The sequence below is a fragment of the Pseudoalteromonas sp. S1609 genome (assembly GCF_005887255.1).
Classification (GTDB): domain Bacteria; phylum Pseudomonadota; class Gammaproteobacteria; order Enterobacterales; family Alteromonadaceae; genus Pseudoalteromonas.
In genome coordinates, this window is the sequence record NZ_PNDJ01000020.1 from 74,145 (window position 1) to 87,731 (window position 13,587).

The window sequence follows — 13,587 nt, forward strand, 5'->3', positions numbered from 1 at the left end:
CTACATTAAGACGCTTTGGATGAAAAGCTAAATAACAAAAGTCGGGTTAAAATAGCTAATCGGGACTATGAAATTGTTAGAATTGATATGCCAATGACATCTTAAATTGAGTAGGCGCACCGGGGTAAACCCATAATGCGTTGTAGCTACTTTGAGCATATTCTTCATCAAGAATATTGTTAACACTGATATTTAACTTGGTGCGCTCGGTTAAGTTTACCTGCCCAAAAATACCAACTAGTTGATAGCTCGGTAAGTTAAATGTTAAATCGGCGGCATCGCCTAATCGCTCACTGGTGTACTGATAACTGGCACCTAGTTCTAGCTCTTTGCCAAGAACGGCCGTTTGATGGCTAAGCGTTAGATTTAAGTTATTTTTAGGCACATTGACTAATGGGCTGCCTTTTTTGATTGGCACGCCCCAATCAGCATTTATTATGTCGTTTGCCGTACTGGCATCTATATAAGCGTAAGATAAATTAAACTTTGTATCATCAGTAATATAAGTACTTAAATCAAGTTCAACACCTTTACTATTTGCCTTACCAATAGGCGCTGAAAAACCAACGTTTACAAGGTCGGCTACTAACATATTACTTTTAGTGGCATCAAATAATGCTAGGGTTCCCGTTATGCCTTGGTAGCTAAATTTAGCGCCTACTTCAAATGAGTCACTGTATTCAAAGCCAAATGGGTCGCCATTTGCATCTGTACCACTTAATGGTAAAAAGCCTTCGGAGTAGCTGCTGTATAAGGTTACAGCGTTGTTTAGTTCATATACTAAGCCTACTCGTGGGCTTACCTGGCTTTGTGAACTGCTTGAAAGCACACCACTTTTGGTTTCTAAAATGTCTTGATCTACGCTATCGAATCTAAGGCCAACTAATAGCTTAATTTTATCAGTCAGATCCATTTGATCTTGAACGTATATACCATAAGCATCTTGTTGTTCGTTGTTTTCGTAGAGTAAACCTACTTCAGGACGAGCAACGTTATAATTCGGTTGATAAATATCAACTGTGTAAGTGCCATTACCGCCGCGATAACGATAAAGTCCAGTGCGTAAGTCGTATTTGTATGCGTCGGCTCCTATTAATAAGTGATGGGTAATGCCTGCGGTATCAAAATGCCCACTTAGCTCAAATTTAAGGCTGGTATCATCAACTTCATAATCGCGGTAGCGCTGTTGGCGGGTAAGTGTGCGGCCATCATCGAATAATGATTGGCGCGAGGGTGCAAGTTCAGCATCAGACGAAAACCCAGTTAGTTTAGAGCTGCGGTAGTTTGCGCCTACAACGAGTGACCATTCATTGTTTATATCGTGATTTAAAGTTACTTGGTGACCACGAGAATATACTTGCGTGTCGCCATCGTTTGGATTGCCTAAATAGCGTGAGCTAGGAACAGTATTAAAATTATCATTAAGTACAACACCACCACGGTCAAATAGCTGGGCTAAATCAACGTATTCAAATTCATAAGTGATACTGGTTGAAGCGTTTATTTGATGATAAATAGATGGCGTAACCACCTTTTTATGGGTGTACACCTCATCGCGGTAGCTGTCGCTATCTTGCCATGCGCCATTTATTCTAAATGCTGTGTTATCGTTAATGCCGTTTGTATAGTCACCTTCAACGCGATTAAAGTTATCACTACCTAAGCTAAGCTTTAGCTCACCCTGTTGCTCAAATTGAGGTTTTTTGGTTACGATATTTACTGTACCGCCGGGCTCTGAGCGCCCGTATAGTGCAGAACCTGGGCCTTTTAATACTTCAATGTACTCAATGTTTGATACATCACGAGGGCCGCTGAATCCACGTCCACCGCTAAAACCATTAATTAAGTAACCCGATGGCATGTTTTCGTTACCCGATAATCCACGAATCGAAAAGCTATCCCACAATGCGCCACTGTTATTTTTACGTGAAATACTGGCAGAAAAATCCAGCGCATCTTGTAATTGAGTTATTCCTTTTTGATCAAGTACCGCGTTATCGAGGGTTTCGATTGATTGTGGCATTTGCTTTTGAGGAATATCGCCTCGGTAAGCTTGTTTATATGTAACCGCAATTTTCTCTATTGGTTGGCTTTGGGCAATGCTTTGTGCGCTTGCACTTAAGCAGGCTAAGTAAATTAATGAGTACTTCATAAAATGCTTTTTGGTAACGTTATATTATAACCAAAACTATAGCATGTGTTACTTTATAACAAAATGTTTTTTTGCGCTCTATGTGTGCGTCTAATTTTTATACTAGCGGCTATACAGCTATCACGTTAAGATGGATAAAAATAACACAATAAGAATAATATAATGTTAACAAAAACAAATGCATTAATTTACTTTTTAGCCTTTAGCAGTGGCTTTAGTATTATGGGAATAGAGCTGTTAGGTGGGCGCATTTTAGCGCCTTACTTTGGCAGTAGCGTACATATCTGGGGCAGTATTATTACGGTATTTATGCTTAGCTTATCATTCGGGTATTTACTGGGAGGGAAGCTGTCTATTCGTCATCCTTCGTTGACCAAATATGGGTTAATCTTTTTAGTTGCCAGTATTATGGTGGTGCCCATTGCTTTGTTTGCTGAGCCAATTATGGCATTTATTTTTTCGCATATTGAAGACAGCCGCTATGGCTCGTTACTCGCCTCCACCGCGTTATTTTTTATACCCACCATTATTTTAGGCATGATCTCGCCCTACTCTGTACGTTTGCTGGTTACCAATAGTGAGCGCAGCGGCCAAGTGGCTGGCGGCCTTTATTTTGTAAGTACCTTAGGCAGTGCGCTGGGCACCATTATTACCTCTTTTTATATGGTACTGGCGTTTGATGTTAACACCATTATTTTAGGTTTTGCTGGTGTGTTAGGCACGCTTGGGCTAATTGCTATTAGCTTTGATAAACTTAAAGTGCGAGAGGCCGTTTATGCACAAGCTTAAATTATTGGTTATTAGTATAATAGCGCTGCTATTTTCAGCTCACAGTATGAGTAATGTTGTGCATAAAGAGCGCTCTTTATATCGAAATTTACTCGTTGAAGAAACTGGCGGTTTACGCTGTTTAAAGTTTGATGAAAAAACCCGACAAAGCAGCCAAAGTTGCATGTACATCAGCGATCCTAAAAAACTGGTATTTAATTATACTAAGCTGGCTTTTTCTAGTTTATTACTGATTGATAACTCTAAAAATGTGCTCATTATTGGTTTAGGTGGCGGTACGCTTTCTAATATGATTCATGAGCTATACCCAAAGGCACACATTGAAAATGTTGAAATAGATCCTTCGGTAATTAAAGTGGCGCGTGATTATTTTAACTTTATAGAAACCGATAACGTAACTGCTAAAGTACAAGATGGGCGTATTTTTATTAAACGTGCGGCGCTTAAAAGCCAGCAATTTGATTGGATTATTTTAGATGCGTTTAATGGCGATTACATTCCTGAGCACCTACTCACAAAAGAGTTTTTTGAAGAAATAAAAAGCGTATTAGCCGAAGGCGGAATTGTTGCTGCTAACACGTTTTCATCAAGTAAACTTTATGAACATGAATCGGCAACTTATCATGCGGTATTTGGCGATTTTATTAATGTAACAGCCAATAATAATAGTAACCGTATTATTTTAGCCGGTTATAACAAAACCCCTACAGAGCAACAAATAGCACAGCGAGTTAAGCAGCTAACACCGTTACTTGCCCCTTATGATGTCGATATAGAGGCAATTAGTAAACGTATGTTTTTCACTAAAGATGGAAAGGACTGGCCAAGTGATACTAAGGTGCTGACTGATCAATACTCTCCAGCTAATTTACTTAACTTTTAGCGGCTGATATCACATGGTCACTTATATCCGGTGACCCTAGGGTATTATTAAACAGATAATATTTTAAGGAAACGGCAATGCACATTCACTTTATTATTCATGAACATTTTGAAGCGCCAGGCGCTTATGAAGCTTGGGCTAAAATGAATGGCCATACGTTGTCTTATACCCGTATTTATTTAGCTGAACCCTTACCTCAGCATACCGATGATATCGATTTTTTAATCGTAATGGGTGGGCCACAATCGCCCGCTACATCGCTTGCAGAATGCCCTTATTTTGATAGTAAAAAAGAACAAGCCTTTATTGCCAGCGCGATCACGGCAAACAAAGTGGTGTTGGGCGTTTGTTTGGGGTCGCAATTAATTGGTGAAGCTTTAGGCGCGACTTATCAACCCAGCCCAGAAAAGGAAATTGGTAAGTTTGCTATTACCCTCACCGATGCAGGCTTGAATCATCCGTTATTTAGCCATTTTGGCAGTGAGCTTAATGTGGGGCATTGGCATAACGATATGCCTGGGCTGACTGCTACGGCCAGTATTATTGCCTATAGCGAAGGTTGTCCAAGGCAAATAGTCGCTTATAGCGATTTAGTATTTGGTTTTCAATGCCACATGGAATTGACCACCGAGGTGGTTACCCTCCTCATTGCCAACGATGATTTAACTAATGCCCATAATTACTGCTTTGTTGAACAGCCCGAAAAGCTCTTAAGTCACGACTATGATGAGATGAACAATAAGCTTTATACTTTCTTAGATAAGCTTGCCGTACACTATTTATCTGAATAATACTTAGTTACGTGAAGTTAAAATGCCAATTATTTACTTAGCCTGCTAACTAATGCTAAAATTTGCTGATATTCACAAGTAAGAGTTCCTATGAGTAGCAGTATTCCTTTTCATGAAACACTCGATTTAACTTTGTGCGGCAATATGGGTCGAGTGCACCGCTTATGTCGAGAAGCGGTGACACTGGCGGTTGAACCCTTAGGTTTAACTCAGTCGCGCTGGACGGCAATGATCCACTTACATCATTTACCTTTAGGAGCAACACAGCAAGCGTTGGCGACCAGTTTAGGTATTGAAATGCCCTCATTAACGCGCACCATTAAGCAATTAGAGCTGCAAAATCTGGTTATTCGGCAAGTTGATGAGCACGATAAACGCAGTAAAAAATTGTACTTTACCGATGAGGGTATAAAGTTATTAGAACACTTAAAAGAGCTCACAAGCGATATTAAACAGCGTTTATATGCCGGTTTAAGCACGGAGCAGCTTGATGGTATGGCGCATAGTTTAGTGCAAATGGAAGAAAACGCGCGGCGTTGTATTGCAAGCTTATCTGGAGATAAATAAGTATGACACCCGATCAAAAATTTGCTCGCTACGTTAAAGTATCGCTCGTTGGTTTTATTGTTGTATTTTTCTATTATATTGTTGCCGATGTATGGCTACCGGTTACGCCACAAGCACGGGTTTACCATCCGGTTGTGCAAATATCGCCGCAAATAAACGGCCGTGTTACTGATGTATTGGTTAGTAATAACCAAACGGTTAAAGCGGGTGATGTATTATTTGAAATAGACAAAAATACTTACCAACTAGCACTTGAGCAAGCGCAGCTCGCGCTTGATGATGCCAAACTGCAAAATAAACGACTTGATACCAACGTAAAAGCGCTGGAGGCACAAATAAGTGCAGCTAACGCTAAATTGCATGAGCAGCAGCTATTAAAAAAGCGTGGCGAAACACTCTACAAACAAAACTCTATTTCGGAGCAAGAGCTTGAAAGCATTCGTGCAAATTTTGCAGCAAGCCAATCTAATTTAGCTGCCTTTGAAGCACAGTTGGCAGAAGCTGTTCTAGCGCGTGGCGATTCAGGGCAAGATAACTTAGCACTGCGCCATGCAGCAAACCAGTTAGCACAAGCTGAGCTTAATTTATCTTATACGCAAGTGCGTGCTTTAAGTGATGGCGTTGTAGCTAATTTACAGTTACTTGAAGGCTCCTATGCGGTTGCGGGTAAGCCATTACTCGCGGTTGTAGCAAAAAAAGCAGATTTGGTAGCCGATTTTCGTGAAAAGTCACTATTAAACATGCAGCCAGGCAGTTTAGCAAAAGTGGTATTTGATAGCCGACCTGGTGAAGTATTCGACGCAAAAATTGAAATATTTGAAGCGGGTGTAAGTGACGGACAACTTAGTGCAAATGGATTACTTAGCACCACCGAAACCAGCAATCGATGGGTTCGGGATGCGCAGCGTCAGCGTATTCATTTAGTGCTGCCAAATAACAATCAGCTTATAAATAATATGCCCAGTGGTGCGCGTGCCACTGTGCAGTTACTTCCACAGTCGGCTATAGGTCAATGGTTGGGATCAGTACAGATCCGCTTTATTAGTTGGTTACATTACATTTATTAGTGGGGCGAGTAATGACACAACATGTTAGCCAAGCGCCACAACTCGATTCAAATGGTTTACGCCAAGCGCTACGGATTGCTGGCGGCTGCACTATTGGTTTTACTTTGTGCAAGTTAATGAATTGGCCCAATGGAATATTTTTTACAGTTTACCCTATGTTACTACTCGGTTTAGTGCCAAGTATTAACAAAGGCGTGATCCGTCAATTTGTTGCCAGTGCTGCCTTCAGTGCGTTTATAGTGCTTATTTTACAGGGCTTATTTTCACACTTGCCGGTGTTAATGACGCTCATTATTTTTGCTAGTTTTTGCGTGTTATTTTACTTAATGAGCTCTGGTGGTGCGTTTTTATTTGGTGCGTTAGGTGCGGTGAGTTTATCGATTCAGTTACATTTTGCTAGTCATGTTGATCAAGCTAGTAGCATTTACCCGCTTATTTTAAGTAATGGTGTGGCTATTTTTATTACTATTATTATTGCGCTCTTGATGCATGGCTTGTTTCCTGACGTGACAGCGCGGCCCATGCGCGCTGTACCGCACAAGGATAAAGAAAGTATTCGTCACGAGGTGTTGTTATGTGCCACGGTTGCGACTTTGTCGTTTGTGGTTTTTCAGGTGCTTGATTTGCAAGATTCAATTTCGGCGCAAGCGGCATCTATTTTAATTTTATTTTCGTTGTGTTTTAAGGCTGCGGGTACCGCAAGTTGGCAACGTATTATTGGTACACTGATAGGCTGTAATGCTGCTTTAGTTGCGCAGTTGTTTTTGTATAACCATACCGACGTTTTGCTTTTTCCGGTGGCTATATTATGGATTTTGTCTTTTATATTCAGTCGTTTTCATATTTTAGGCGGTGGTCCACCGGGGGTTGGGTTTGGGGTATTGACCACTTTTGGGATTTTATTTGGTCAGTCGTTAGGCCCTGGGCAAGATTTAATATACAGCGCCATGTATCGATTTAGCTCGGTGGCTGTTGCAGTAACAGTAAGCTTAAGCGCAGTGTATGTAGTACATCGAATCCTAAACCGATTTAGCGTCACCCGCCATCATACTTATGATTAAATTAAAGGCTGCATTCGCAGCCTTTTTTATGTGCTTAACCAGAGTCAGGTTACTTAAGTTACAGCTTTATATTACCGCGGAGAGCTTTGGTTTGGCCGTGTTTGGTTTTTTTATCCATACGTTTACGCTGTGAGTTACGGCTAGGTTTGGTAGCACGACGTGCCTTATTAACCTTTGTGGCGCTTAAAATTAGATCTTTTAGCCGTTTAAGCGCATCTTCCCTGTTGAGCTCTTGAGTGCGGTGGCTCTGGGCTTTAATTATCAATACCCCTTCTTTGGTGATCCTTGAATCTTTTAAAGCAAGTAATCGTTCTTTATAAAACTCGGGCAATTTAGAGCGGTTTATATCAAAGCGTAAGTGTATAGCACTGGCTACCTTATTAACATTTTGTCCGCCAGCGCCTTGCGAGCGAATAGCGCTTAGCTCTACTTCCCATTCATCAATGGTTACGCTGTTTGAAATAGTTAACATAGTGCCCCGTTCTTTTTGCAAAAAATGTATTATAACATCAGTACATTGACTTGTGGTGAATCAACTAATTAGATAGACGACCATTGCTATTTACAATCTAATAATTGCTAAATAAACACATAAAAAAGAATTTACTCTACACTTACTATATTGTTTTTTAATTCGCTTTAATTATATGAAACAAATATCTATTTTAATGTCTTTGGTATGTATGCTCGCTATTTCGTATGCTGTTTATGCCAAATCATCTCAAACGTTTAGTGCTGGTGTAATTGCACAAGAACAAGTTTATCCAATTAAAGTGTTACCTTTGGGTAATTTTCAACGCTGTTTTGTTGTTGCTGCGCAAAAAGAAGATGCGCTGTATTCTGCGTGTTATATTAAAAAGAGCGCGCAATCGATTTGGGTTGCCGAATCCGCGGGAGCGCGTTGTGAAATAAAATGTGAGTCGCATTTAAACAGTGATGGCAAAACACAGGTGCAGTACTTTACTACTGATTTATAGCAAAAATGCTGTGCCAAGGTTTCTTTATCGCGGTGGTGAGCCCTTTTATTTGTTTAACCACTTGCTTATCACACGCTGTTTGCTTTGCATTATGCGGCCCTGACAGCATCAAATAATGGGCTTCACCTTTTATTGCTTGCTTTGCTACGAACAGTGATGGATTTTCCCTTAGCAGTTTTTTATTAACTGATTTTTCAGAGGTATATGCTACGTACTGGCAAAAGTAAGTCTCAGTTTTTTGGGTTTGCATATCGCCCCACTCCCCTATTTTTCGCCACTGTGGTGAGGCATATCGCCTTACATCAACCATAAAGCTGCCATGAAGCGCCGGTATTGAATAAACATCATTAATGGTTTGCTGTGCTTTAGCTGCATTATTATATGGGCCTGCAACGAGGTAATAGCTATCACGGTTTTCATGTTTATATAACTGCAAAGCATAAGCTGCTTTATCAATTTTATTCGCCACAATAAGTGCCGATTGAAACTTTTTGAATACGCCTAATTGCACAAAATAAGGCGTGTTTTGGTTTGCTTTAGCTGCTGTTGTTGGTTGCTTATTTAAGATATTAGCGTTATTTGTGTATACAATGATGTCTTGCAATATTATGGTATCGCCGCTTTTTTCAGTGATGATCTGCTCGGGAAGGTTTTTTATGGTTATGTTTTCTGATAGCTGCTCATTTTTTTCTATTTCAAGGATATAATTTCCTTGAGAAACATTAGAAAAATAATAATAACCATCATATTCAGTGACCGTTGAATAATGTTTTTCGCCGCCCTTTTCTTTAAGTACAACCGTCAGTCCTGCGATAGGTTTACTCTTTTCATTGCTCGATAGATAGATAGTCCCCTCAACCTCGTTGTGGACAACTAAAGGAATGTTTACTTTGGTTTGTCCGCCTCTATGAGCTAATGTTTTAATTTTCCCTAAAGAGGGCTGCAAGTAAGGATTAGACAACGAGCGTAAATTAACATCTAAAACCTGGCCACCGTAACTGCTTGGCAGCAAGACCTTTCCGTCATTATTGGTGTATTTATCTCGCCATAGATAGTTGCCAGTAAAATTAACGTCTTGAATTGGCTCATCGCCTTGGTCAAAGATTTCATTTTCATTCCAGTCTATGAACGAACTAACTTCTATTTGCCCGGAATTTAATGAGCGAGGAGTGTCAAAGTTAAAGTCTGCTTCTAAATGATCAAAACTAAATGTGCCATTTAAACCTAAAGAAAAGCGCCAATCACCTTGATTATCGACTTGCCCTGATACTTGTATATTAAATATCTCATGGCGGTATGTATATTGATGATTTAAAAGTGTACTTGCCGCAGAGTTAGACTGATAAGTCAGCTGGGTTTGATTAAAAGTGCTTTGTGTTTGTGGCCAGCGCAAACTACTTCTCAAACGAGTGAGTTCTGCGCCATTATTAGCCTGCCAATCTAAGGTGTTGGTCCATTTCCAAGAGGCAATATCTATTGAAGAATAAAGCCGGTTTATTAGGTTATTTGTATCGTCATCATAAAATAGTTGGCTTGACCATGTTCCTCCGACATAACTTTTATTGATGCCTAATGAGAATCGATTTTTAGTGTTAGTATTTTTACGTACTTCATTGTTCCACTTCATATTCCAGTTAAGGGAGTTAAAAAAATCAGTGCGGCCATTGAGGCTCAGTGAAAGCCTATTTTTGAGTGAGTTCTCTTGTGCTACAAATAAAGCGCTAGAAAAGTTATTAAGGGCACTGTATTCAACATTAACATTGATATCGTTATAAAGTTTATTAGAAAGTAGGCCTCTAAAACCGGCAAAATAAGCATAGCCAGCATCGAGTTGTTTTGTGGCTAAAAAACGGTAACTGCCGTGTTCTGTAAGTGTGTTTAGCCCAGATGATAGGTAGCTGCTGTTATTTTGTTCGGTTTGCAAATGAGTAATTTGAGCGTCATATGTAATAAACTCACTAATGCCATAAGAGAGATTACTTTTAAAGGCATTACTCATCGCCGTTGAGGAGTTACTTGATTGATTAAAAACGCTTTTATCTGTTTCTAAAAACTCCACCTGATAGCTTATTTTTCCGGGCGATAGTGCGTCTTGCCCTATTGTATACTTTTGAGTGCGTGTAACTTGCTCGCCCTGTGAGCCAAAAAGTTTAATTTCAAAGATATTGTTGCCGTAAAAAGTTTCAACGTCGGTAAATCGAACCAAATTTTCGTCGTTAGCTTGAGTAGTGGCAATAAACTGGCCATTTCGGTGCAGCTCTGCTTGCCAGCCCGGTAGTGCCGGTTCTTCAATGGTGATGGTTGAAAAGTTTTGTGCCGAATGCGGGTTAGCATTTGAAATATAAAATCCCCGGCCTTGGTTTGAGCTAGTAATAAGCTGATCTGATTGAGATTGAATATCTCCCAATTGATAGTGAATGCGTGCCAGTGAGTGATCTTGTTCACTTAAGTTAAAGTCTTTAGTTATTTTTAAAAAGGTATTAGCGGTGTTTTCGTTTTTGTTGAATCGTAGTTCAGCTCGATGATGAAATAAGTCAAAGTAGCTATTAAGCCTGAGTAGCCCCTTATAACGATTATTAGACGATTTATAGTTTGCTGATAGCGAATATTCAGACACTGGATAGGTTAGCGTTTGGTATTGGTCGTCTATAAAGTGGTCGTATTGCAGTGCTTTGGACTTAATTTGTTTTGTAATACCACTCGTTAATTGGTTGTTATTATAAGTAAGCAAGTTACTAGAAAATGAAACCTGCATCAGTGAGTAATCAAAGCGCGAGTCGGTATTTAAAAGTGTATTTATGACGGATAAATCAACATAGTGGTCGTAGTCATCGACAGCCCACAATGAAACATTTTCTGAGGGCGCTAAAGTTGAGGAAAGCTCAGCATTGAGAACCAGCTCACTTGCGTCAACTCTAGCAGCCAGTGTATTTTGTGACACATTTAAGCTAATTCCCATAGTCGATTTCAGGGCGCTTATGGGCAATAGCAATTTATTTGATTTTGAATAGTAAGCTTCTAAATCAGAGACAACTGAGCGCCCATTTACCCTGACATTTATAATCACAAAAGACTCCTCATCAATAGGCCATTGATAAAGAGTCGGTAACTGCTTTGCGATGATTGCTTTGGGTGCAATTAACAGTAATGTACAAAGTAACAAGCGAGCCGTTATACCGTAGTATAAGGCATTAATGTGTAGCATTTTTATTTGATATTAATGGGAATCGCTAACTCTATTTTACCGCCATAAAGTTCGTTTTCTTTGTAATTGAGTGTCAAAGGTCCTGTCACAGGAGCTTGTAAAGTGATGTATACCTTGCGACGAGATAGAGGGGTATAAACGGCCACATTGGCTATTTCACCAACCATTACATTATTCTCATCAACTAATTCAAAGTTTCCATACACAGAGCGATTCCCTGTGAGTGTTTGCCAAAATGTTAGAGTCGGGCGCCCATTTTGAGTAATTAATTGCGGGTTTATTAATTCTGAGTCAGCCTCTAATTGGCCATGACGAACGATAACAGGCACGCTGTAAGCAACTTTAGGTCTAATGCTTATTCCATCAGCGTCAGGGTTTTGTGATTCAGAGGCTATAATTTTAAGCACCGCTCTGTATTCGCCAACAGCAAGCTCGGCTTTTTTGCGAACGGTCATTCTGATAGCTTGCATTCCTTTGGGTGCAATAGTGCCGCGACGTGGTGAAAACCGTAGCATGTTTTTGGCAGAGCGCCCTTCAACTTGTTGTGGGGTAACATCTATAAGCGCTCCTTCTTCGGTCATATCTTTATGGGTAACAACAAGTTTAAAATCGAGATTTTTATTAGAGGTATTGCGGATAAGTAGTGAATTATTTTTAGTACGCCCATCAAAGTATAAACGGTATTCAGACAACGCAAGGTTGGCATTACAAATTTCAGGTAGTAAAAGAGTTAGGCAAAGGGTAGCCCAACAAAAAAGTTTAAGAATCATGGGACAACTCAACAACATGATAATAAAAAGTGGAGCGCGATGCTCCACACATTTTATTTTTAATGCGCAATTACGCAAAAAAAATAAACTGAGGCTAACTTAGTAAGTTAGCCTCAGCTTTCATAGTCTTATTGGAAAGACACATCTACAGTATAATCTACAGTGTAAGCAGCACCCGCTGTCAGTGTAGAATCAACCGTCATATCACCATATACACTAACAGTAATATCTGTTGCACTTGCATCAGTAGTGAAAGCAGACGCAACATTGTCAGCAGTTGTTACACTGGTTGTGCCATCTGTAGCCGTTGTTACTGGAGCAAAAGTTAAGTTAGTGCCTGTGCTTCCAGATACAGTAATATTCATTGCTGAATTTGGCGCTAAACCAGATACAGTAATTCCACCTAATTGAATGTTTGCATCTGACGCATCACAGTCACCCGATACAACGCCTGCATTATCCATCGTACAGGTTGAGCTTGTAGATAAACGAATTTTACCAAAGTGAAGTGCGCTATCCTCTGCAAAAGTAGGCTCAGTCCAACCATTTACACTTGCTTGAAATGTTTGGTTAGATGCAAGTAAAGAAGTTGATGAGATTGCTAGTAAAGCGGAAGCTGCAAAGATTTTTTTATTCATAGTTTTTCCATTTTTAAAAATTATTATTTTTTTACTTCCATGCAAGTTAGTTTAGAGGAGAACCCCAATCCATTGTTTCGGATTTAAACACAGTTGTTATCAAAAAGGAATTTTTTGTTAACGCTGTTGCTGTTTTTAGGGTGTTTATGATACAAAATCATTAATTTTAATCAGGAAAATGCAACGAGAAAAATAACACCGATACTAATTTTATTTTAACGCTTGTGGGACTTAGTTTTAGGTTTGGCCAGAGTGGTTAAACTGATGCTGAGCCTATAATGATGTTTATCAATCATTATTTATTTTCTAGAACTATTATGTAAGGCAGTACTAACGCTTTTTTCCTTAAGCTCTATACTTAAACGCTAAAAAAATCTGCAGCAACAAGTATGCGAAATGCTCATTAATTGAGCATAAATTACTCATTGTATTTCATCGCCGTGTCCATGAATAAAGTCATTACAATTTAAACTCATATGTTTAAGATCAGATTTTTACTAACTTACCGCTTTAAAAGTATAAAACTTAATTTTTTACGCACGTTTTTTCAGCGTTTTGCTTCATTTTTAGCTCTCTCAGGTAATCAGTTAGTAAAAAATCGGTTTATATAGGCGATATTTTATACCTTGTTAGTAAAATACTGATCCTAGATTACTTGAAGGATACTTAATGTTTAAAAGGTCTTTA

12 protein-coding genes are annotated in these 13,587 nt (G+C 39.4%); 7 read left to right on the forward strand and 5 right to left on the reverse strand.

What is annotated here, in order from left to right:
- Window positions 1-76: 76 nt before the first annotated feature.
- Window positions 77-2,152 (reverse strand): TonB-dependent siderophore receptor, encoded by a 2,076-nt coding sequence (locus CWB76_RS06975; protein WP_138606425.1) that lies wholly within the window; start codon window positions 2,150-2,152, stop codon window positions 77-79.
- A gap of 162 nt (window positions 2,153-2,314) precedes the next feature.
- Here CWB76_RS06975 and CWB76_RS06980 point away from each other — a divergent pair, with 162 nt between their 5' ends.
- From CWB76_RS06980 to CWB76_RS07005, 6 genes are all read left to right on the forward strand, one after another.
- A complete protein-coding gene (locus CWB76_RS06980) occupies window positions 2,315-2,941 on the forward strand; it encodes a fused MFS/spermidine synthase (RefSeq protein WP_010388742.1) in 627 nt (208 codons plus the stop codon).
- On the forward strand, window positions 2,928-3,824 hold the full coding sequence (locus CWB76_RS06985; RefSeq protein WP_138606427.1) for a spermidine synthase: 897 nt from the start codon (window positions 2,928-2,930) through the stop codon (window positions 3,822-3,824). The genes CWB76_RS06980 and CWB76_RS06985 overlap by 14 nt, the downstream gene beginning before the upstream one ends.
- A 77-nt stretch (window positions 3,825-3,901) precedes the next feature.
- A complete protein-coding gene (locus CWB76_RS06990) occupies window positions 3,902-4,615 on the forward strand; it encodes a type 1 glutamine amidotransferase (protein WP_138606429.1) in 714 nt (237 codons plus the stop codon).
- Window positions 4,616-4,705: 90 nt separating this feature from the next.
- A complete protein-coding gene (locus CWB76_RS06995) occupies window positions 4,706-5,182 on the forward strand; it encodes a MarR family winged helix-turn-helix transcriptional regulator (RefSeq protein ID WP_010388735.1) in 477 nt (158 codons plus the stop codon).
- A 2-nt stretch (window positions 5,183-5,184) separates the two neighbouring features.
- Entirely contained in the window at window positions 5,185-6,249 is a 1,065-nt protein-coding gene (locus tag CWB76_RS07000; RefSeq protein ID WP_109875029.1) for an HlyD family secretion protein, read from the forward strand.
- Window positions 6,250-6,260: 11 nt separating this feature from the next.
- Window positions 6,261-7,310 carry a DUF2955 domain-containing protein gene (locus tag CWB76_RS07005; protein ID WP_138606431.1) on the forward strand — a complete coding sequence of 350 codons (1,050 nt, stop codon included), beginning with the start codon at window positions 6,261-6,263 and terminating at the stop codon, window positions 7,308-7,310.
- A gap of 58 nt (window positions 7,311-7,368) precedes the next feature.
- On the opposite strand, the gene arfB is transcribed toward CWB76_RS07005, so the two are convergent.
- Window positions 7,369-7,782 (reverse strand): alternative ribosome rescue aminoacyl-tRNA hydrolase ArfB, encoded by a 414-nt coding sequence (gene arfB, locus CWB76_RS07010; RefSeq protein ID WP_010388730.1) that lies wholly within the window; start codon window positions 7,780-7,782, stop codon window positions 7,369-7,371.
- A 175-nt stretch (window positions 7,783-7,957) separates the two neighbouring features.
- On the opposite strand from arfB, the gene CWB76_RS07015 reads away from it, so the two are divergent.
- Entirely contained in the window at window positions 7,958-8,287 is a 330-nt protein-coding gene (locus tag CWB76_RS07015) for a hypothetical protein (protein ID WP_041709269.1), read from the forward strand.
- Here CWB76_RS07015 and CWB76_RS07020 read toward each other — a convergent pair.
- The 3 genes from CWB76_RS07020 to CWB76_RS07030 form a co-directional block, all read right to left on the reverse strand.
- Window positions 8,274-11,492, reverse strand: a complete 3,219-nt coding sequence (locus CWB76_RS07020; RefSeq protein WP_138606433.1) for an SdrD B-like domain-containing protein — start codon at window positions 11,490-11,492, stop codon at window positions 8,274-8,276. The genes CWB76_RS07015 and CWB76_RS07020 overlap by 14 nt on opposite strands.
- 2 nt (window positions 11,493-11,494) lie before the next feature.
- Window positions 11,495-12,262: a fimbrial biogenesis chaperone gene (locus CWB76_RS07025; protein WP_249363162.1), complete on the reverse strand. Its 768-nt coding sequence runs from the start codon at window positions 12,260-12,262 to the stop codon at window positions 11,495-11,497.
- Between the two features lie 128 nt (window positions 12,263-12,390).
- Entirely contained in the window at window positions 12,391-12,900 is a 510-nt protein-coding gene (locus CWB76_RS07030) for a hypothetical protein (protein WP_138606437.1), read from the reverse strand.
- Window positions 12,901-13,587: the final 687 nt, after the last annotated feature.

Coding starts and splice junctions, on each gene's coding strand:
- CWB76_RS07000 (WP_109875029.1), top strand. CDS start 5,185: ATGACACCCGATCAAAAATTTGCTCGCTACGTTAAAGTATCGCTCGTT.
- CWB76_RS07030 (WP_138606437.1), bottom strand. CDS start 12,900: ATGAATAAAAAAATCTTTGCAGCTTCCGCTTTACTAGCAATCTCATCA.
- CWB76_RS06975 (WP_138606425.1), bottom strand. CDS start 2,152: ATGAAGTACTCATTAATTTACTTAGCCTGCTTAAGTGCAAGCGCACAA.
- CWB76_RS06985 (WP_138606427.1), top strand. CDS start 2,928: ATGCACAAGCTTAAATTATTGGTTATTAGTATAATAGCGCTGCTATTT.
- CWB76_RS06980 (WP_010388742.1), top strand. CDS start 2,315: ATGTTAACAAAAACAAATGCATTAATTTACTTTTTAGCCTTTAGCAGT.
- arfB (WP_010388730.1), bottom strand. CDS start 7,782: ATGTTAACTATTTCAAACAGCGTAACCATTGATGAATGGGAAGTAGAG.
- CWB76_RS06990 (WP_138606429.1), top strand. CDS start 3,902: ATGCACATTCACTTTATTATTCATGAACATTTTGAAGCGCCAGGCGCT.
- CWB76_RS06995 (WP_010388735.1), top strand. CDS start 4,706: ATGAGTAGCAGTATTCCTTTTCATGAAACACTCGATTTAACTTTGTGC.
- CWB76_RS07020 (WP_138606433.1), bottom strand. CDS start 11,492: ATGCTACACATTAATGCCTTATACTACGGTATAACGGCTCGCTTGTTA.
- CWB76_RS07025 (WP_249363162.1), bottom strand. CDS start 12,262: ATGATTCTTAAACTTTTTTGTTGGGCTACCCTTTGCCTAACTCTTTTA.
- CWB76_RS07005 (WP_138606431.1), top strand. CDS start 6,261: ATGACACAACATGTTAGCCAAGCGCCACAACTCGATTCAAATGGTTTA.
- CWB76_RS07015 (WP_041709269.1), top strand. CDS start 7,958: ATGAAACAAATATCTATTTTAATGTCTTTGGTATGTATGCTCGCTATT.